General features: G+C 49.0%; 12 protein-coding genes. 9 read left to right on the forward strand and 3 right to left on the reverse strand.

The annotated features are described in order from the left end of the window. The first annotated feature begins 8 nt into the window (after positions 1 to 8). The gene (locus JGK16_RS01785; protein ID WP_293178534.1) at positions 9 to 218 is read left to right on the forward strand and encodes a hypothetical protein; all 210 of its coding nucleotides are present in this window, start codon (positions 9 to 11) and stop codon (positions 216 to 218) included. A 116-nt stretch (positions 219 to 334) separates the two neighbouring features. On the opposite strand, the gene JGK16_RS01790 is transcribed toward JGK16_RS01785, so the two are convergent. Then, positions 335 to 478, reverse strand: a complete 144-nt coding sequence (locus JGK16_RS01790; RefSeq protein WP_293178531.1) for a hypothetical protein — start codon at positions 476 to 478, stop codon at positions 335 to 337. Positions 479 to 580: 102 nt separating this feature from the next. On the opposite strand from JGK16_RS01790, the gene rpoB reads away from it, so the two are divergent. From rpoB to JGK16_RS01810, 4 genes are all read left to right on the forward strand, one after another. Further along, a complete protein-coding gene (gene rpoB, locus JGK16_RS01795; protein WP_293178528.1) occupies positions 581 to 3,967 on the forward strand; it encodes a DNA-directed RNA polymerase subunit beta in 3,387 nt (1,128 codons plus the stop codon). 133 nt (positions 3,968 to 4,100) lie between these two features. Beyond that, on the forward strand, positions 4,101 to 5,189 hold the full coding sequence (locus JGK16_RS01800; RefSeq protein ID WP_293189381.1) for an HNH endonuclease: 1,089 nt from the start codon (positions 4,101 to 4,103) through the stop codon (positions 5,187 to 5,189). Between the two features lie 83 nt (positions 5,190 to 5,272). Beyond that, a complete protein-coding gene (locus JGK16_RS01805; RefSeq protein ID WP_293189380.1) occupies positions 5,273 to 7,147 on the forward strand; it encodes a DNA-directed RNA polymerase subunit gamma in 1,875 nt (624 codons plus the stop codon). Between the two features lie 405 nt (positions 7,148 to 7,552). Continuing rightward, positions 7,553 to 11,695 carry a DNA-directed RNA polymerase subunit beta'' gene (locus JGK16_RS01810; RefSeq protein WP_293178519.1) on the forward strand — a complete coding sequence of 1,381 codons (4,143 nt, stop codon included), beginning with the start codon at positions 7,553 to 7,555 and terminating at the stop codon, positions 11,693 to 11,695. A 306-nt stretch (positions 11,696 to 12,001) separates the two neighbouring features. Here JGK16_RS01810 and JGK16_RS01815 read toward each other — a convergent pair whose 3' ends face one another. Both JGK16_RS01815 and JGK16_RS01820 read right to left on the reverse strand, forming a co-directional pair. Beyond that, positions 12,002 to 13,318, reverse strand: coding sequence for a transposase (locus JGK16_RS01815; protein WP_293189379.1), 1,317 nt, complete (start codon positions 13,316 to 13,318; stop codon positions 12,002 to 12,004). Positions 13,319 to 14,058: 740 nt separating this feature from the next. Further along, positions 14,059 to 14,454 (reverse strand): response regulator, encoded by a 396-nt coding sequence (locus JGK16_RS01820; RefSeq protein WP_293153459.1) that lies wholly within the window; start codon positions 14,452 to 14,454, stop codon positions 14,059 to 14,061. A gap of 1,472 nt (positions 14,455 to 15,926) precedes the next feature. On the opposite strand from JGK16_RS01820, the gene iscB reads away from it, so the two are divergent. The 4 genes from iscB (at position 15,927) to JGK16_RS01840 (ending at position 21,841) form a co-directional block, all read left to right on the forward strand. Continuing rightward, a complete protein-coding gene (iscB, locus tag JGK16_RS01825) occupies positions 15,927 to 17,219 on the forward strand; it encodes an RNA-guided endonuclease IscB (RefSeq protein ID WP_293178516.1) in 1,293 nt (430 codons plus the stop codon). 64 nt (positions 17,220 to 17,283) lie between these two features. Next, the gene (locus tag JGK16_RS01830; RefSeq protein WP_293189378.1) at positions 17,284 to 19,836 is read left to right on the forward strand and encodes a DNA topoisomerase (ATP-hydrolyzing); all 2,553 of its coding nucleotides are present in this window, start codon (positions 17,284 to 17,286) and stop codon (positions 19,834 to 19,836) included. A 283-nt stretch (positions 19,837 to 20,119) separates the two neighbouring features. Continuing rightward, positions 20,120 to 21,562, forward strand: coding sequence for an ATP-binding cassette domain-containing protein (locus JGK16_RS01835; RefSeq protein ID WP_293189376.1), 1,443 nt, complete (start codon positions 20,120 to 20,122; stop codon positions 21,560 to 21,562). A 126-nt stretch (positions 21,563 to 21,688) separates the two neighbouring features. After that, positions 21,689 to 21,841, forward strand: a complete 153-nt coding sequence (locus JGK16_RS01840; RefSeq protein ID WP_293178506.1) for a chlorophyll A-B binding protein — start codon at positions 21,689 to 21,691, stop codon at positions 21,839 to 21,841. The last annotated feature ends 153 nt before the right edge of the window (positions 21,842 to 21,994 follow it).

Below are 21,994 nucleotides of genomic sequence, written 5' to 3' on the forward strand. Positions count from 1 at the left end.
GAAAACAGGTGGAGTTCGGGGGAAAAGATAGGAAAAATCCCATCTATATCCTGATACAAAAACCGGATTCATCCTTAATCTCAGATTCTTTGGGAGTTGCCGTAGTGCGATCGGATTTGCGTCCTATAATAATAAAAAGAACCGACCGATCGGGCGATCGCTTGCTTGCGGGCGCCGTCGCAGTCGCCGAACTGCTAGCTTGGGCGAGGGCGCGCTAATCTTCCGGACAGACAAAAACGTCAAGCAATACCTCAAACTTACACTCAATTTTACACATTACAAGCAACTTGGAACCTCAGCAATTTGGCAATAGCTGTAAAGTCAATTTTAGGAGTCAAATGTGTAAGGGATTTACCCTGGAGTACCAAGAGATCGGAGCTAAAAGAATCTCGATCGCAGCCAGAACCCGCACAAAAATAATGCGAGCAACCAATAAAAACAACCGTTGCAGCAGTTGGTAGGCGATCGAAAACATCATATAAATTCTCTCACACAATCCATCAAAAAAACGCAACAAGGTAAAAACGCCAAGCCTTGGCGCCATGTAAAAAGCTAGAGCCACTGCGGAAAAAGGACACCCATGACGACTAAAGATTACACAGAATTCGCCTTCACCTTGCCCGACTTGATCGAAATCCAGCGGGCAAGTTTTCGCTGGTTCCTAGAAGCCGGACTGATTGAAGAACTAGACAGCTTCTCCCCGATTACAGACTACACGGGAAAGCTGGAACTCCACTTCATCGGCAAAGACTTCAAACTCAAGCGCCCAAAATACGATGTAGACGAAGCTAAGCGCCGGGACAGCACCTACTCGGTGCAAATGTACGTCCCCACCCGCTTGATTAACAAAGAAACAGGCGAAATCAAAGAGCAAGAAGTCTTCATCGGCGATTTGCCTTTGATGACCGAACGCGGCACTTTCATCATCAACGGTGCGGAACGAGTCATCGTCAACCAAATCGTCCGTTCCCCTGGCGTCTACTACAAATCAGAAACCGACAAAAACGGCCGCCGTTCCTACAACGCCAGTCTCATCCCCAACCGAGGCGCGTGGCTGAAATTTGAAACAGACAAAAACGATCTAGTCTGGGTGAGAATCGACAAAACCCGCAAGCTGTCGGCCCAAGTTCTGCTCAAAGCCCTAGGCTTGACAGACGGCGAAATCTACGACAGCTTGCGCCACCCCGAATACTTCCAAAAAACGATCGAGAAAGAAGGACAGTTCGGCGAAGAAGAAGCTTTGATGGAGCTCTACCGCAAACTGCGTCCGGGCGAACCCCCCACCGTAGCCGGCGGCGAACAGCTCCTCAACTCGCGTTTCTTTGACCCCAAACGCTACGATTTGGGCCGAGTCGGCCGCTACAAACTCAACAAAAAACTGCGGTTGACAGTCCCCGATACGATGCGGGTACTGACATCCCAAGATATCTTGACGGCGATCGACTATCTGATCAACCTGGAATTCGACATCGGCTCAACGGATGACATCGACCACCTAGGTAACCGTCGCGTCCGCAGCGTCGGCGAACTGTTGCAAAACCAAGTGCGCGTCGGATTGAACCGCCTAGAACGGATTATCCGCGAACGGATGACAGTTTCCGACGCCGACTCCCTCAGCCCCGCTTCCCTGGTCAACCCCAAACCGCTGGTAGCAGCAATCAAGGAATTCTTCGGTTCCTCGCAGCTATCCCAGTTCATGGATCAAACCAATCCCCTAGCAGAACTGACCCACAAACGCCGGCTTTCCGCCCTCGGCCCAGGAGGCTTGACTCGGGAACGCGCCGGTTTCGCCGTGCGGGATATTCACCCATCCCACTACGGCCGGATTTGCCCCATTGAAACACCAGAAGGCCCCAACGCCGGACTCATCGGCTCTTTGGCAACCCACGCCCGCGTCAACCCCTACGGCTTCATCGAAACTCCTTTTTACCCAGTTGAAAAAGGACAAGTATTGCGGGACAAAGCCCCGGTTTACATGACAGCCGATGAAGAAGACGACTTGCGCGTCGCCCCCGGAGACATCAGCCTCGACGAAAACAACAACCTCTTGGGCGAAACCGTAGCCGTGCGCTACCGCCAAGAATTCACCACCACCACCCCGATGCAGGTGGACTACATGGCGATTTCGCCAGTGCAAATCGTCTCCGTCGCGACATCGCTGATTCCGTTCTTGGAACACGACGACGCCAACCGAGCTCTGATGGGATCGAATATGCAGCGGCAAGCTGTGCCGCTACTGAAACCAGAACGTCCCCTTGTGGGTACGGGCTTGGAAGCTCAAGCCGCCCGAGATTCCGGGATGGTGGTAGTTTCTAAGGTCAACGGCGAGGTAATTTACATCGATGCCACCCGGATTATTGTCAAGCCCCTAGCGGTAGATGCCGAGTCGAATTCCAGCGAAGAACATTTCATGATTCGCGAATACGACGAGCTCAAAACCAAGCAGCCCTCGGTGTGGAAGCAAAAATATGCCGGCTGCATCGAACACGAATTGCAAAAATATCAGCGATCGAACCAGGATACCTGTTTAAACCAGCGTCCTTTGATCTATGAGGGCGATCGCGTCGTAGCCGGTCAAGTGCTCGCCGACGGTTCCTCCACCGAAGGCGCCGAACTCGCCCTGGGCCACAACATCCTCGTAGCATATATGCCCTGGGAGGGATACAACTACGAAGATGCCATGCTCATTAGCGAGCGTTTGGTGTACGAAGACGTATACACCTCGATTCACATCGAGAAATACGAAATCGAAGCCCGCCAAACCAAACTCGGCCCCGAAGAAATCACCCGCGAAATTCCCAACGTCGGCGAAGACGCGCTGCGCCAGCTAGACGAACAGGGCATCATCCGCAAAGGTGCTTGGGTAGAAGCCAGCGACATTTTGGTAGGGAAAGTCACTCCGAAAGGCGAATCCGACCAACCGCCGGAAGAAAAACTGCTGCGGGCAATCTTCGGCGAAAAAGCCCGAGACGTGCGCGACAACTCCCTCCGCGTCCCTAACGGCGAAAAAGGCCGCGTGGTGGACGTGCGCGTGTTTACCCGGGAACAGGGCGACGAACTGCCCCCCGGCGCCAACATGGTAGTCCGCGTCTACGTAGCCCAAAAACGCAAGATTCAAGTCGGCGACAAAATGGCCGGCCGCCACGGTAACAAAGGTATCGTCTCCCGGATTCTGCCGATGGAAGATATGCCCTACCTGCCCGACGGGACTCCGGTTGACATCGTACTCAACCCCTTGGGCGTACCATCGCGGATGAACGTCGGTCAAATCTTCGAGTGCTTGCTGGGCTGGGCGGGCGAAAATTTGTCGATGCGGTTCAAGATGGTGCCGTTTGACGAAATGCACGGCGCTGAAAAGTCGCGGGAAACCGTTCACGGCAAGTTAGAGGAGGCGCGCGAAAAAACTGGCAAACCTTGGGTATTTAACGAAAAACACCCAGGCAAAACTATAGTTTACGACGGCCGCACCGGCGAACCGTTCGATCGCCCCGTCACAGTCGGCATCGCCTATATGCTCAAACTCGTCCACTTGGTAGATGACAAAATCCACGCCCGGAGCACGGGGCCTTACTCGCTGGTAACGCAGCAGCCTTTGGGTGGCAAAGCGCAGCAGGGGGGTCAGCGGTTCGGAGAAATGGAAGTTTGGGCTCTCGAAGCGTTCGGCGCAGCTTATACTTTGCAAGAGTTGCTGACTGTCAAGTCGGACGATATGCAGGGTAGAAATGAAGCCTTGAATGCGATCGTCAAAGGCAAAGCCATCCCGCGCCCCGGTACGCCGGAATCGTTTAAGGTGCTGATGCGAGAGTTGCAATCTTTGTGCTTGGACATTGCCGTGCACAAGGTGAATACGAACGACGAAGGCAGCGAGCACGTAGAAGTTGATTTGATGGCGGATGCTGGTGGGCGGCGATCGCCCTCCAGGCCTACTTACGAATCGCTTTCTCGCGACGAACTCGACGAGGATTAGGGATTAAAGATTTTAGATTTTTTGGCAACATTCAATCTAAAATCTTTAATCGATACTCTCAAATGAAAATGCCTCAACAGTGTTCGTACCACTGTTGAGGCGAATCAACGCTCTAAAAAGGAGAGACGCTGACATGACTATTGTAACAGTTATCCCTGGAATTGAAGGAGAATTAGACCTGGCGACAGGCTGTATTAATTGGCAAGGCAGTAAGTTTGGTAACGGTTACGGGCGTAAGTGGATCGATGGCAAAACGGTATTAGTCCACCGATTAGTCCTCGAATCGAAAATAGCAGGATTCCTCGATTCCAGTTATTTTGCTTGCCACACCTGCGACAATCCCGGCTGCATCAACCCGGAACATCTCTTAGCTGGGTCTGCTGCTGAGAATACCGGACAAATGATGGGGCGCTATCGCAAAACTCCTAGACGAAAAAGTATTGCGGGACTTGATAAATTGTCGATCGCACAACTGCGGGAAATTCAGACTAAATATTTATCTGGAAAAGTCAAGAACCACCTAGCAAAAGAGTATGGGGTACAACATGAAACTATTACTAAGATCGTTCAGACAAATATTCCCGATAACTTCACCACAGTTTCCCCACGTTTTCTAGGAGAAATTCAAGACAACGGCTGCATAATTTTCCAAGGCGCAAAAGATGGTTCAGGCTATGGTAGGTACTTCAAAAATGGCAAGTTAAAATCAGTTACTCGTGCTGTTTTAGCAGAGAAATTAGGATGTGAAGTTCCCACCTATATGGATGCTTGTCATACTTGCGATACTCCCAGTTGTATTAATCCAGAACACCTCTGGGCTGGTACTCGCACTCAGAATTTATTAGATGCTTCCCAAAAAGGACGCACCCAAGGAAAAAGTCATCCCCTTTCCAACGCCAAATTAGACTGGGAAAAAGTGCGAGAAATCCGGCAAAAACTAGCAGCAGGAGAGAGAATGAAGGATGTAGCTGAAGCATACGGCGTAACTCCCTCAACTATACACACTATTAAGTATCACCTGACTTGGAAGGAAGAAGGCGAAGAGGTTCCAATTCCTCGCAGGGGTGGATATATCGATCGCAAACTGACTTTTGCTCAAGCACAGGATGTGCGAGAACGAATTAAAGCTGGAGAATCCATTGCTAAAATAGCTCTGGAATTTGCAGTATCGACAAGTGTCATTTATGACATTAAAAATAATGTCACATATAAAGGAGTCTGACATTGATTTAATTGCAAAACAATCAATCAAAACAGATAAATTACAGCAAACAATTTCAAGTAAATCATCGAGTGGAGTCAAGAATGGCTAAGATAGAACAACGATTTGATTACGTAAAGATTGGGTTAGCTTCACCCGAAAGAATTCGACAATGGGGAGAGAGAACTTTACCCAATGGTCAGCTTACCGGTGAGATCATAAAACCAGAAACAATTAATTACCGTACATTAAAACCGGAAATGGACGGATTGTTTTGCGAGCGCATTTTTGGGCCTGCAAAAGATTGGGAATGTCATTGTGGCAAGTACAAAAGAGTCCGTCATAGAGGCATTGTGTGCGAGAGATGCGGTGTGGAAGTCACTGAATCTCGTGTCCGCCGCCACCGCATGGGATTTATCAAATTAGCAGCTCCAGTGGCTCACGTTTGGTATCTCAAAGGCATCCCCAGTTACATGGCAATTCTGTTAGATATGCCCCTGCGAGATGTCGAACAAATTGTCTATTTCAATGCCTATGTTGTGCTGAATGCTGGTAATGCTGAAAAGCTCCAATACAAGCAATTGCTCACCGAAGATGCTTGGCTGGAAATAGAAGATGAACTTTACAGCGAAGATTCCACGCTGACAGGCGTAGAAGTAGGCATTGGTGCGGAAGCTTTGCAAGTTTTGCTGCAAAATATTCCGCTAGAAAGCGAAGCGGAAAAGCTGCGGGAAGATATTGCTAATGCTAAAGGTCAAAAACGCGCGAAGTTAATTAAACGTTTGCGGGTAATTGACAACTTTATCGCTACGGGTTCTCATCCCGATTGGATGGTACTCAATGTGATTCCGGTGATTCCCCCAGACTTGCGGCCGATGGTACAGCTAGACGGTGGACGTTTTGCAACCAGTGACCTTAATGACCTTTATCGGAGAGTTATTAACCGCAATAATCGCTTGGCCAGATTGCAAGAAATTCTGGCGCCGGAAATTATCATTCGCAACGAAAAGCGGATGTTACAAGAGGCTGTGGATGCGCTAATTGATAACGGCCGCCGTGGCCGGACTGTGGTGGGCGCAAACAACCGTCCGCTGAAGTCGCTGTCGGACATTATTGAAGGGAAACAAGGTCGTTTCCGGCAAAACTTGCTGGGTAAACGGGTTGACTACTCTGGACGTTCGGTAATTGTGGTGGGGCCGAAACTGAAGATTCATCAGTGCGGTTTGCCGAGGGAAATGGCGATCGAGCTTTTCCAGCCCTTCGTCATCCACCGCCTGATCCGCCAAGGACTCGTCAACAACATCAAAGCAGCCAAAAAACTGATTCAACGCAACGATCCCAGCGTTTGGGACGTGCTGCAAGAGGTAATTGAAGGACACCCTGTCATGCTGAACCGGGCTCCTACGCTGCACCGTTTGGGGATTCAAGCTTTTGAGCCGATTTTGGTGGACGGGAGGGCGATTCAGCTTCACCCGCTAGTCTGTCCGGCTTTTAACGCTGACTTTGACGGCGACCAAATGGCGGTACACGTGCCTTTGTCTCTGGAATCTCAGGCTGAAGCGCGCTTGCTGATGTTGGCTTCTAATAACATTATGTCGCCGGCAACTGGAAGACCGATCGTCACTCCTTCTCAAGATATGGTGCTCGGTTGCTATTACTTGACAGCCGACAATCCTAACGGTCAAAAAGGAGCAGGTCATTACTTCTCTAATCTTAATGATGCGGTTGTAGCTTACGAACAAGGAGTCGTGGACTTGCACTCCTACGTGTGGGTGAGGTTTCAAGGCGCGATCGAAAACACAGAACCCGAAGGTGAACCGCTGAAGGTGGAGCGATCGACTGACGGTACTGTGACGAAAGAATACAAGTTCCGCCGCGTTCGGGAAGATGCAGAGGGTAAGAGGATCAATCAGTTTATTCGGACTACTCCGGGCAGGATTATTTATCACCAAACGATCGAATCGGTAATTAACAATTAGGAATTGGGTAATTGTTCAACAGTTGACAGTTGACAGTTGACAGTTGACAGTTTGAGAGCGACCTTTACCTAGAAGGAAGAGGATTGGAGTAATGAATAGTCTGATTTTAATTTCTCCCTCAAAGACTTGGGGCTTTCAACCAATTCTTTCTGGTAATTGGTAATTGGTAAGTCCTAAAGGCGAAAAAAATGAGGTGCGACTTAGCGGCAAGGTAGACAAAGCAAACCCTAAATATCGATGTTAGGCTGCTGAAATTCTATTAATTACCAATGACCAATGACCAATGACTAATGACAAGGTTCGCGAGCTCTTAAGCTCGCACTTCTGACCAATGACTAATGACAAGGTTCGCGAGCTCTTAAGCTCGCACTTCTGACCAATGACTAAATTACTAACAGCAGAAAAATGACAGAAAATAAGGAAAATAAGGAAATTGTTTTTCGCAATCGAGTTGTTGACAAAGGTCAGCTCAAAAAATTAATCTCTTGGTCATTCATGAACTATGGAACGGCCCGCACGGCGCAAATGGCCGACAAACTCAAAGACTTGGGTTTTCGGTTTGCGACCAGAGCGGGAGTTTCAATTAGCGTAGACGACCTGCAAGTACCGCCAATCAAACGACAACTGCTCGAAGCAGCCGAAGAAGAAATCCGAATCACCGAACAAAAATACACCAGAGGCGAAATCACCGAAGTCGAACGCTTCCAAAAAGTAATCGACACCTGGAACAGCACCTCAGAAGACCTCAAAGACGAAGTAGTCAAAAACTTCCGAGCCACAGACCCGCTCAACTCGGTGTACATGATGGCCTTCTCCGGCGCCCGGGGGAACATCTCCCAAGTGCGGCAGCTCGTCGGAATGCGCGGATTGATGGCAGACCCCCAAGGGGAAATCATCGACTTGCCAATTAAAACCAACTTCCGCGAAGGACTCACCGTTACCGAATACATCATTTCGTCCTACGGAGCGCGCAAAGGCTTAGTAGATACCGCCCTCCGCACCGCCGACTCGGGCTACCTGACTCGTCGGTTAGTCGATGTATCCCAAGATGTCATCGTGCGCGAAGTAGACTGTGGCACCCAACGCGGGATTCGTGTCCGCCCCATGACCGACGGTGCGACCGTGCTCATCCCCCTGAAAGATCGGCTGCTGGGGCGGGTGTTGGCCCGAGATGTGGTCAATCCCAAAACCAAAGAAATCGTGACTTTTGAGAACGAAAGAGCCGCCCGCAACCAGCCGATTACAGAAGAATTGGCAGGGGAAATCGGTAAGTCTGGAGTGCCAGAAGTTTATTTACGATCGCCCCTAACCTGCGAAGCCACCCGTTCCGTTTGCCAGTGCTGCTACGGTTGGAGCCTCGCCCACCTGAAAATGGTGGACATGGGAGAAGCGATCGGGATTATTGCCGCCCAGTCGATCGGGGAACCAGGAACCCAGCTCACCATGCGTACCTTCCACACAGGCGGCGTATTTACTGGAGAAGTCGCCAAACAAGAACGCGCACCATTTCCCGGCGTCGCCAAGTTTAAGAACTTACGCACCCGCGCCTTCCGTACCAGACACGGTGAAGAAGCCCTCGTCGCCGAAAACAACGGCAAACTCGTATTCGAGGGCGAAGGCTACGAAGAAGGCAAATCCGGCGCCAAAAATCAGAAGCTGAAAGTAGAATTCGCGATCGTCCAAGGTTCGACCCTGATGGTCAAAGACGGACAGCGCGCCATCCCCGGTCAAGTATTGGCAGAAGTGCCGATCGTCGGACGCGCCGCCCGCAAAACCACCGAAAAAGTCACAACAGACGTAGCCTCCGACTTGGCCGGCGAAGCCAAATTTGCCGACCTAGTACCAGAGGAAAAAACCGACCGTCAAGGAAACACCACCCGCACCGCCAGCAGAGGCGGACTGATTTGGATTCTCTCGGGTGAAGTCTACAACTTGCTCCCGGGTGCCGAACCAGCAGTCAAAAATGGCGATCGCATCGCAGCCAACAGCGTCATCGCCGAAACCAAACTCGTCTCCGAACACGGCGGCGTAGTCCGCATCGCCGACGAGCGAGAAATCGAAATCATCACCGCTCAAGTGCTGCTAGACCAAGCCATCGTCCGCGCCGAAAGCGCCGGCGGCCGCGAACACTACATCATCGAAACCGCCTCCAACCAAAGGTTTTCGCTCAAAACAGCACCAGGAAGCAAAGTCATCAACGGCGAAGTCGTCGCAGAACTGCTCGACGACAGCTACCGCACCGCCACCGGAGGCATCGTCAAATACGCCGGAGTCGAAGTCCACAAGCGCGGCAAAGCCAAACTCGGCTACGAAGTCGTCAAAGGCGGCACCCTGCTGTGGATTCCCGAAGAATGCCACGAAGTCAACAAAGACATCTCCCTACTCCTAGTAGAAGACGGCCAGTACGTCGAAGCCGGCACCGAAGTCGTCAAAGATATTTTCTGCCAAACCAGCGGTGCGGTAGAAGTTACCCAGAAAAACGACATCCTCCGGGAAATCGTCATCAAGCCTGGAACCCTGCACTCGGTCGATCGCCCGCCGCTCACTTACGGCGAAGGTCAAATAGTCAGTGCCGGTCAAGAAATCTTCCCCGGCTTAATTGCCGAAGAATTGGGCTATGCCGAATACATCGAAACCCCCGAAGGCCCAGCATTGCTGCTGCGCCCCGTAGTCGAGTACCCCGTACCCGACAAACCACCCATACCTTCCCAAACAGCCCTCAACGAGTCGATCGCCCTCAAAGCAGTCCAACGCCTCCCCTACAAAGACGGAGAGCGCGTCAAATCAGTCGAAGGACTCGAACTGCTGCGGACTCAGCTCATCTTAGAAATTGGTTCCGGCGCGCCGCAACTGGCAGCAGATATCGAACTCCTGCCCGACGATGGGGACGCCTTAGCTTTTGGAGCCGACGGTTCCGGCCCAGCTTGGGTTGGCTCAGAAGCGGCGGTGGCGTCGCAAGAACTAGCTCTCGTCGAAGGCGAAGAAGTCCCAGCGCCGTCTCGGATTTTCCGCTTGCAGTTAGTGATTTTGGAATCGCTGGTAATTCGGCGGGACGTATCGGCAGATCCCACCCAAGGCAGCACCCACACCAGACTATTGGTAGAAGACGGACAGTCGATCGCCCCCAGCGCAGTAGTCGCCCGCACCGAGATTCTCTGCAAAGAAGCCGGCATCGTCCGGGGCATCCGCGAAGGGCAGGGCGAACCCATCCGCCGATTGTTAGTCATGCGGGATGCCGATTCCGTCACAGTTTCAGTAGCGGGTACGCCCGAGGTGAGTCCCGGTCAATTACTCGTAGCCGGTACAGAAGTAGCGCCGGGAGTGATTCTGGAAGAGTCCGGTCAAGTCGTGAAAGTTATACCAACCTCCAATGACGGAGAAGAAGCCAAAATAGTATTGCGCGTAGCCCGTCCCTACCGAGTTTCCGGGGGTGCGGTGCTCCACGTAGACGACGGCGACTTGGTGCAACGCGGCGACAACTTAGTCATCCTCGTATTCGAGCGAGCCAAAACTGGGGACATCATTCAAGGTTTACCCCGGATTGAGGAATTGCTCGAAGGGCGGAAACCGAAGGAAGCTTGCATTTTAGCCAAGCGCCCGGGGACAGCTCAGGTAGTCACCGACGATGATGTGGTGGAACTCGCCGTAGTCGAGGATGACGGCCGAATCGAGCAATATCCTTTATTACCAGGCCAAAACCCGATCGTCTCCGACGGACAGCGCGTTGGCGTCGCCGAAGCCTTAACCGACGGCCCCGCCAACCCCCACGAAATTCTCGAAGTATTTTTCCAAGTCCTCAAAGAGCGCCAACCTACCTTCGAGGCCGCTTTGGAGAGTTTCCAGCAGGTGCAGACTTTCCTCGTCAACGAAGTGCAATCGGTGTACCAGTCTCAAGGCGTGGATATTTCCGACAAACACATCGAAGTAATCGTCCGCCAGATGACCAACAAAGTCCGCATGGAGGACGGCGGCGACACCACCATGCTCCCCGGCGAGTTGGTCGAACTGCGGCAAGTCGAACAGGTGAACGAAGCCATGTCGATTACTGGCGGCGCCCCCGCCGACTACACCCCGGTGCTGCTGGGGATTACCAAAGCTTCGCTCAATACCGACAGCTTTATTTCCGCAGCTTCCTTCCAAGAAACCACAAGGGTGCTCACCGAAGCTGCGATCGAAGGCAAATCCGACTGGCTGCGCGGCCTCAAGGAAAACGTGATCATCGGCCGCCTGATTCCTGCTGGAACTGGGTTCAATGCCTATGAGGATGCCAGCGTTCAAGATGCCGGTTTTGAGGGTGCTGTCTTTGACGACGACATCCAGGATTTGCAGGAAGATGTCGTGTTGGACGATCGCACTGCCCGCCGCAAGTATACGATCGAGAGTCCTTTTGATGTCGGCCGCGCCCCTGATGTTGACTCCGAGGAGGATTTTGAGGAAGTTGAGGTTGATGAGGACGATTTTGTCCCTGATACTGATGATGATTCCTTAGGCGCGATCGCCGATGATGATGATGATATCGGTTACGACTTCGACGAGGACGAAGACTAAAACGAGTGTTTTGAGATAGATTGCCGCGCAGCCAGCGATCCTGAACTGCGCGGCAATTTTTGAGAGATCCTCCCAACCAACAGGCGCAAGCGTTGGTTGAAAAATCTTAAATTTTTGGTTTCAAAACTTAAAATTCAAAATTCACAGGCGAAAGTGCGATCGGCACATCAAATCGCCCGAAAAAAGAAGGCAGAAGATATTCAGCCGCAGGCATAAATCAGAATTCATTGACACTCTCAGCGCTAAAGCGACTGAGATTCTTAAGACATTGCGGCCTTAATATCCTGATTGCTCAGGTTCCCAAACTCACCACGTTTGCTCTGCGAGCGTGGTGATATTTTTTGGGCGTTTAGGTGTTGAGCACCTAGTTTCGCGTCCTGGCCCACGTACCATTCTCAAAGCTCGATCTCTAATCGTTTTTGCAGCGCCAATATCGGCGTGTTCGTGATATCCGCACTCAACACAGATGAATTTTTCTCCATCTCTGTTGGATTTATCGATCTGACTGCAATTCCTGCATTCCTGACTAGAGTGTTTAGGATTAACTTTGATTACGATTTTTCCTTGCTTTGCAGCCAGATACTCAATCTTTAATCCCAAATCGCCCCAACCTGCATCAGACATAGCGCGATTCAATCCCTTTTTTCTGGATTGCCCATTCTTCAGAAACCTCCCAGTTTTCTCGTCACTTTTTACTTTACATCGGCGCATCATCCCTGAAATATTTAAATCTTCTGTGGCAATTACATCAACGTTACGAGATACTATTAAATTTGCAGTTTTCCATTGATATGCTTGACGCTTATCGCTAATCTTTTGATGGAAATTCCCAACTTTAATAGCTGCTTTTTTGCGATTTTTACTACCCTTAATTTTGCGACTAACCCGTCTCTGTCTGATTTTTAGAGTCCGCTTAGCTTTTTTGTTCGTCGAAAACTTGGGATTTTTGATTTGGTATCCATCAGAAAGGTGAACCAGTTTAGTGATTCCTAGGTCGCAACCTATTACTTTGGGGTTATCGCCAACAGGAGTAGCGCTGTATTCAGGTACAGATTTATCCTCTATTCTAATAGAAACATACCAGCCATTCTGGCGTTTTCTAACCGCGCAAGCCTTGATGGTAAACCCATCTGGGATTGAGCGAGAGTTGTAAAACCGCATCCAACCCAGTTTGGGTAGGTAAATTTTATTACCCTTGATTTTTACTCCCATCACGAAAGTAAAAGATGTGAAGTTGCTGCGGTTTTTAAATTTAGGAAATCCCCTACCTTCAAAGAAGTTTTTGTAGGCAATGTCTAAGCGTTTAACATTCTGTTGTAAAACTGTTGAGTCAATTCCACTATACCAAGGTCTAGCCATTTTTAACTCAGGTAATGCTGTAATCTGAATGTCACCAGCACTTCGACGAGGATTTCTAGCTTTGCCTTCTTTGTCAGACTTAGAATCTTTCCAAGGATTTCCGGTTGCGCCACTTTTACTTACGAAGCAGGTCAATGGTGAAGCTTCGCCTTTCGTTCTAATGTCACAGTAATTGCCTTGGATAAACTGCTGGCTGTACTGACAGATTCTGTCATTTAAGCACCAATTATACTGGCTTCGCAGCATATCTATCCAAGCAGACATTTTTGATGATTGTGTTTGATTGGGTCGCAACTTATAAACATAGTTTATTATCAATCTAGTTCACCTCCCTGGCTTGTATTTTAACATCTTTCTTTGGTTTTAAGTATTAAGAATCAAAAAAGATTCACGGCGGTTGAAACCGCCCGTGTCGCTTGCATCTCAGGTCTAAAGACACTGAGTTTTCCGCTTACCGAATGTTTTTTTATAAAACTTGAAAATTAAAATTTTTAATTGTTTGAATCAAACTATAAATAAAATTATTTCTTCCTTATAATACCAATTTTCAAAATTAATACAACATTAGTTGTAGGCTGTGGATCCACGAAAAATTCGTAGCTATATATCGACAATTTGACAGAGCCGCACCTGACCACAATGGTACAAGCGACCAAACAAAACATTTATTATGTCGCAATCTTTTGTCAAAATGGTATTATAAACACGCTCGCATTATTCAAGCCAGTCTGCGAAAATAACTATTTGTTCTGATGTGGGTTTAAGCACGAATTCGTAGGTTAGATTGAACACTAGGTCTTTAAGAAATATCAAGACTTTTCTTAAAAAGTCGATCAAATAAAAGCCGTCCTAGAAGGACGGGGCTGAAGAAGCCAAGTTTTCGGTAAAAGACCGCTAACCCAAGCGTATTAAACTACAAACTTCGTGGCTTCCCTCCGTTACATTTGTTACATCCGACAGCCGACGAATCCGTTGCTGAACTTCCTTCTTCAAATATGGTGCGCTCACTCAGGGAGCAAAGCCTTGATCCGATCGACAAACTCTTGATGGTCTACTACGGGTTTAGAGATGTAACCGTCGGCACCGCTTTGATCCAGAAAAGTTTCTCTATCACCGGCCATCGCGTGAGCCGTCACCAATATAATCGGCAGCGAGGCGGTTTGCGGGTCAGCTTTCAGCAGTTGAGTAATCTTAATGCCGTCAACAGATTTTCCCTGGTACACGCTGCGCGAAAGAGACACGTCCATTAAAATCAAATCAGCTTGGCCGGCCGCAGCAATCTGCATCACCTCTTCAACATTTTCCGTGTGCTTGACAGCTAAGCCCCCCCGCTTAGTAAGTATTTTGGAAAAAACTCGAGCATTAACCAAATCGTCCTCTACAATCAGAACGGTTTTCATAAATAAATATGGGAAGTATGGAAACTTTGCGACATGAGTCAAAAGAGGAACACGGCACGAGGATTAGATTCCCCGTCAAAAATGCAGAGTTTTTAGCGCCATCAGCCGGGAACCCTGCAAAACCCGCATATATTCCTTGAGCGACTACCGTGAGAGGGTGTACAGATGCCCAGAAGCATCCATTACCATCATTTAGACTACTACATACAAACAAACAGATACATTTAACCCGGTAGAAGCTGAAAATCAACCTTTACTGTGTATGGCACAATTGGTAAGATGCAATCTTACGCCTTTGTGTCGCGGATCTGTCACAGCCTTTAAAAAAAGGCTAAAAGTGCCATTCATATCACGCCCGATGCCATGACCGCAAGAAGGACAAACTGTTGGTTACCTTCTAACTTTTTGTGGTTCTGTCCATACTTTGAACAGGTTTTAGATGTATATTCTTCAGTCAGTCTGCTACAATACATCCGCGCTTAGATGCGGAAATGCTTTAACGTAAAATAGGGTGAACCTATTGATATTACTACAATCTACCACAGTCTACTAGAATATTTCAAATAATTGTCTACCTTAGATAGAGTGTTTAGTTGTTTTTTAGAACTAGACCTGACACTGACGCTCGTCTCACGATCCCCCGGTAGCAAGTTTTTAGTAACCTGTTGTCGATTTAAATTGTATATTTGAATTCTCTATTCCCCTTCACGGTTACATTTTCTCCCCGACGACCGAGAATCTCCCTCTCTCCCCCGAATATCGCAGACAATTTCGGGATTGCTACTGCTTATCCTCTCTTGTGGTCAGGACTCCAACTTGTACCATTTTAGATTTTAGATTTTAGACTGGGGACGATCGCTCGGATAGGGGTATGAAGGTGGACTGAGGTTGAGGGCAGTTCCATTACTTTTTGTAACTGCTATGGGAGTCCCGGAGCCTTGACAATTATTTTCTTTCTTGCTCTTAGAGTCAAGCAATGTTGATTGACCTACTCGGGCCTTCCCATTCGGATCGGAGTACCCAATATAGCGGGGATGGTTGGGGATTCGCCATTCTCAGTTTTGACCGCTATCGAGCTGGTGTCAGAGGCTTGAGAGTTCGCCCGGATAGATTTGACCCGGCTGAATTCTGAACGATCTGCCTTTGTGAGCGATTATAAGGAAAAGTATGACTGTGAATCAACCTTCTCGCGGCGGGTAAATAGACAGGTAGGCACAAAGGTCGGCAACATAGAGTAGCAAAGAAGCGGAGTAATTCGAGGGAAACGGAGTAATTCGGAGTACCCTGCTACACCAGATTTCACACACACCAAGAGTGTGATAGCCGCTGGAGGGTCATGACTCAATCAATTCGGGCAAGATTCAAGCGTCAGGGGAGGAACATCGCGTAGCTTCTGAACGTGGAACACCGCACCCTGGTAACAAGCCTGTAAGCCAATCGATGCAAACATTACCAAGTCCCCAGATGCAGAAATGCAAATTCAAGCTAATTACGTTTTCCTGTTGAATCACGACAGGACGTTCCTCAACATGGTGCATCCTGCCCGTGCTAGAGAGCTGTTGACCAAACAAAAAGCAGCGGTGTACAGATCATATCCGTTTGCGATCGTCCTCAAGCAACAGATTCTCAATCCCACACTCAAACCCTATCGGCTCAAAATAGATCCAGGTTCTAAATGGACGGGTTTCGCCATTCAATGCGGTGAAGATATTGTCTTCGGCATGGAACTAAAGCATCGAGGATTGCAAATCAGCGCTGACCTCAAACAACGGGCTAGCGTGCGAGGCTCGCGGCGTTCGCGCAATCTTAGATATCGAGCAAAGCGTTTTAATCGAAAGCAGCCTACAGGATGGTTAGCCCCCAGCTTGCGACATAGAGTTCAAACGGTAGAAACTTGGATTAAGCGATTCATGCGCTACAGTCCCATCACTGAGATTGAGATTGAGCAAGTCCGGTTTGACACACAACTGATGCAGAATCCTGAGATTAGTGGAGTGCAATATCAAGCGGGTGAACTGGCTGGCTATGAGGTGAAGCAATATCTACTAGAAAAGTGGGAACAAAAATGCTCGTACTGCGGTGCAACCGATACCCCCCTGGAAGTAGAACACATTCAGGCTAAATCAAAAGGTGGGTCAAACCGAGTCAGCAACCTTGCTCTTTCCTGTGTTCCGTGCAACCAGAAGAAGGGGAATCGCGATATCCAAGATTTCCTTTCGGGCAAACCCGACCTGCTACAACGTATTCTTGCACAAGCCAAGCAACCCCTTAAAGATGCAGCAGCAGTGAATTCAACCCGTTTTGCCATTGTCAGGATGGCAAAAGAGCTATGCGACACGGTGAAGTGTTGGACGGGCGGCAGAACTAAATTCAACCGCACTCAACAGGGCTTAGAGAAGTCACACAGCATTGATGCCGCCTGTGTCGGGAAATCTGGTCGCTCGATTCAATTGAGAACAACTCAGCCTCTGATTGTCACGTGTTTTGGGCACGGCACAAGGCAGGAAATACGAGTCAACAAACACGGGTTCCCAGCAGTGAAAAATACACGAGTACGATACAAGCACGTCAAAACAGGCGATACAGTTAAGTTCACGCTGGATACTGACCGCAAGAATTCACGAGCCGGAACCTATACGGCGCGAGTGAAAAAACCTACTGCAAAGGGTTTTGAGGTTTTAATTAATCAGTTTCGTATTGGAGTTTCTACCATAAAAAACGTGAAGTTTATTCACCGACAGGACGGCTACTCATATCGATTTTAGTTCACTCCGTTTCACCCCAGAATACTCCGATATTCTGCTATCTAGTAATTAGACATAAGGACTCATGGCTAAACAACTCAACCTACTTTCCGGGCAAGTAATTTCTACGCCTCTGCACGCCGAGATGCAGCAATCGTACCTCGAATATGCCATGAGTGTGATCGTCGGGCGAGCTTTGCCTGATGTCCGCGACGGTTTAAAACCTGTGCACCGTCGAATTTTGTACGCGATGCACGAACTCGGTTTGACACCAGACCGACCTTACCGCAAGTGCGCCCGGGTAGTTGGAGATGTTTTGGGAAAATATCACCCCCACGGCGACCAATCGGTTTACGACGCTCTGGTGCGAATGGCTCAGGAGTTTTCGAGCCGCTATCCTTTGCTGGCGGGTCACGGCAATTTCGGTTCGGTGGACAATGACCCTGCTGCTGCGATGCGCTACACGGAAACTAGACTGGCATCGATCGCCCACGAAGCCATGCTAACCCAAGTCGGTGACGCAACTGTTGATTTTACTAATAACTTTGACAGTTCGCAGCAGGAACCGACGGCGCTCCCTGCTCAGTTGCCGTTTCTGTTGCTCAACGGTTGTACTGGCATTGCTGTCGGGATGGCTACTAATATCCCGCCGCACAATTTGGGCGAGGTGGTAGACGGTTTAATTGCTTTGATTGAAAATCCGGAGATCTCGGATGAGAAGTTGATCGAACTAATTCCGGGCCCAGATTTCCCGACCGGAGGGGAAATCGTCTCTACAGAGGGCATTGTTGATGCCTACACTAAGGGTCGAGGTAGCATTGCGGTCAGGGGTATAGCTGGGGTGGAAGAAGTGCCTGGGAATCGCAAGGTACGAACTAAAACGGCGATCGTCGTGACGGAGTTTCCGTTTCAGGTAAATAAGGCAGCTTGGATTGAAAAGGTGGCGGAGTTGGTGAATGCCGGCCGCCTCGACGGTATTTCTGATTTGCGTGACGAGAGCGATCGCGAAGGCATTCGAGTTGTAATTGAACTTAAACGAGAATTTACTCCAGAGGCGGTGCTGGCTCGTCTTTACCAACAAACTGACCTGCAAACAAATTTTGGCGCGATTTTGCTGGCAATTGTCAACGGTCAACCCCGACAGTTGACCTTGAGACAATTGTTGCAAGAATTTCTCGATTTCCGAGAAGTGACTCTCACCCGCCGCTACAATTACGAGTTGCAGGCGGCAGAACGTCGCTGTCACATTGTCCAAGGCTTAATGTTGGCTTTGACAAATCTTGATACTGCGATCGACATTCTCAGAAATGCTCCTGACGGGACTACTGCTAAGCAAACTTTCCAAGTTCGCCTTAATCTGAGCGAAAGTCAAGCTGATGCGATTTTGGCGATGCCGATGCGTCGGCTGACTGGTATGGAAAGGCAAAATTTGCAGTCTGAGTTGGATGAGTTGATGGGGAATATTCAAGAATTGCAGCGGTTGTTGAGCGACAGGCGCGAACTTTTGAAGGCTTTAAAGAAGGAATTGCGATCGCTAAAACGCAAGTACGCTGACGAACGTCGCACTAAATTTGCCAATGGAACCGGACGCGCCAGAACTGCTCAAACACAACCGGCTGGCAAGAAAAATGCTGGTGTGAAGCCTTTGTTGCCGGCAACAATTTCACCTAATTTATTGCCCGATATTGAACCGGAGGAAACTATTGTTGAATTTTCGCACAAGCAGTACGTGAGACGATTGCCCGCTGCGGAACGCCCGCGCTCGAAAAGTCGCGAAAAATCGGTTTCAGCTTTAGAAAAAAATGAAGATTTTATTGTGACGGCAAACCTGACAAAAACCGATCGCACTTTGGTCGTCTTAATTCCTAACGGCAAAGCTTATCCGCTGAAAGTGGCTGATATTCCTAGTAGCAGCCAAAAAGACCGGGGAACGCCGATTGTTAGTTTGTTGTCGCCCAGTGCTACTAAAGAAAGTGCAGGTCGTGCTTTCTCGGAAATCACAGTTGCACACTTTATTTTGCCGGAAAATTCGGAGGCTGCGGATTTAGTAACTCTGACTCAACAAGGCAAAATTAAGCGCTTGCCGATGCAGGAATTTGCTGAGCTGACTAATCGCGGCGTGACTGTTGTTAAACTCAAGGAGGACGATCGACTGCGTAATGCTAGTCTCAGCAAAGTTGGCGACCAAGTGGTCGTCGCAACTTCGGGAGGTCGAGTCCTCCGATTTGATGTTGATGACGAACAACTGCCGCCCATGGGCCGCACCGCCCAGGGTTCTCAAGTCACCAGGTTGCGGAAGCAGGAACAGTTGGTGGGTTGTATTACGATCGACCGGGAGGACAGTCTGGTGCTAATTTCGGAGTTGGGTTGGGCTAAACGAATGCCTGCGGGTTCTGTCAGGCTGACTAACCGCGGCGAAATTGGCACTCAAGCTTTTCGCTTTGCAGAGCCTAAAGATGCTTTGGTTGGATTGCTGCGGGCTGTTCCGGGTACGGATGTTAAACTTTTTACGACTGCTGGCCGCCTGCTGCGATCGACTACTGATGCTATAGCTTTTTGGGGGAAGGATGCTCCGGGCGATCGGGTTTTTGACCTCAATCCTGGTGAAAGAATTATCAAGGTTATCAGTAGTCAATAGTCAATAGTCAGTAGTCAGTAGTCAGTAGTCAGTAGTCAATAGTCAGTAGTCAGTAGTCAATAGTCAGTAGTCATTGGTAATGGGTAATTATTTGGGGAGCATCTCAGTTTTGTTTTTATAGTGCTGTCCCCGCTCGCGAGGGTTAGATCGGCAAGCGACCGGGGACGATCACACTAAAAGAAAAAATTATTTTTACAAAAATGAAATTCTCCCATTATTCTTCCCTCTTCCCTCTTCCTTCTTCCTTCTTCCTTCCTCCAAATCTAAAATCTAAAATCGTTTGATGGCGCAAGTTGTATTAGAAAATATCTACAAAAGTTTTCCCCTCCGCCAAGGAGAACAGGAAAAAGTAGCAAACAACGTCGCAGAAAGTGTCTCAACAGAGACTCCTAGCTCTTCGTCTAACACTGTTTTGCGGCGGATTAACCTGACCGTCCTCGACGGGGAATTCATGGTGTTGGTGGGGCCTTCGGGCTGCGGAAAAAGCACTTTGCTGCGATCGATCGCAGGTTTGGAAGTTTTGACAGCCGGCAATATCTGGATTGGCGATCGGCTCGTTAATGATTTACCTCCAAAAGACCGAGATATCGCTATGGTGTTTCAAAATTATGCTCTCTATCCTCACTTAACAGTCTACGATAATCTCGCCTTTGGATTGCGCCGCTCACAGAAGGAAGAAGGAAGAGGGAAGAAGGAAGAAGGAAGAGGGAAGAGGGAAGAGGGAAGAGGGAAGAGGGAAGAGGGAAGAAGGAATGAGGAAGCAGAGACAGTGACAGTGACAGAAAAAGGAAGAAGGGAGAAGGTAGAACTAATCAGGAATAAGATAGAAGAGGCGATCGATTATTTAGCTTCTAATACTGTAAGCAAAGAGCGAATATATACTTTAGGGGAGGACTTTTTAGTGGGAGCAACTCGCAAGCTTCCTCCGGGTTTGCGCTATTTGTCGGAACGGGAAAAGGCGGTAGGAGAAAGAGTTAGGGCGGTTGCTCAATTATTGCAAATAGAACCGCTTTTAAATCGCTTGCCGAAACAACTTTCGGGAGGACAAAAGCAGCGGGTGGCTTTGGGTAGGGCGATGGCTCGAAATCCTCAAGTGTTTTTGATGGACGAACCTCTATCAAATCTTGATGCGAAGTTGAGGGCGGAAACTCGATCGCAAATTGTGCAGTTGCAGCGGCAGTTGGGCACTACCACTATTTATGTGACTCACGACCAAACTGAGGCGATGACTATGGGCGATCGCATTGCGATTATGAATGCTGGCCAGCTTCAGCAAGTCGCTAAGCCTCTAGAGCTTTACAACAAGCCAGCTAATCTATTTGTGGCTGAGTTTATCGGTTCTCCGCCGATGAATTTTTTGCCCGTGCAGTTTACCGCGCCGCTGTTGATTTCTCACCCGCAGTTTCGCTTTACTTTACCCGATATTTGGGCGAAAAATCTACAAAAATATGACGGGCGAGGACTGATTTTGGGCATTCGCCCGGAACATCTCAGCATCAACCCTCCTGCTACCAAAAATCTGTCTGTACAAGTGGAAATTGTGGAGGCTTTGGGACACGAAACTTATTTGCGGGTGTGTTTGACTGACGATCCGGCTGTGCGGATGCAGGTGCGGGTGCCTCCCGAGCGATCGATCCGTGTTGGCGAGGAGCTTTGGCTGGCGATCGCCCATGACAAAATTCACTTGTTCGATCCTGATACCGAATTGGCGATTTTTCCTCGGTAGGAAACAGGAGAAAGGTCGATCGACCTTTGCGATCGATATCACGCATCACAAACTTGCATTTTTTTCAAGTAACTGTTATATTAATTAACATGAGCCTTACAAAAGTTAATGAAGGGAGTTCGCACTATGCAAGAACAAAAACGCAACGCTTGGAACTGGGGCTTCAGCGCAGGTGCTGAAAATTGGAACGGTCGTTTAGCAATGATTGGTTTCTCTGCCGCTGTCATCATTGAATTGGTTTCCGGTCAAGGCGTGCTGCACTTCTGGGGCCTGATCTAATTTTCTAGTTAAAACTTTTCAGACACTGCAAAGCTTGGGAGTTCTTTTGGGGACTCCCAAAATTTTGCCCGTGCGTTTTTAGCAGCGCAATTTTTGCAGGAGAATTTACCCGCAGCAAATAGCTAATTGCCGTCGTGCATTGAGCAGTACAAT

Source organism: Microcoleus sp. PH2017_09_SFU_O_A, from assembly GCF_020738625.1.
Lineage (GTDB): Bacteria > Cyanobacteriota > Cyanobacteriia > Cyanobacteriales > Microcoleaceae > Microcoleus.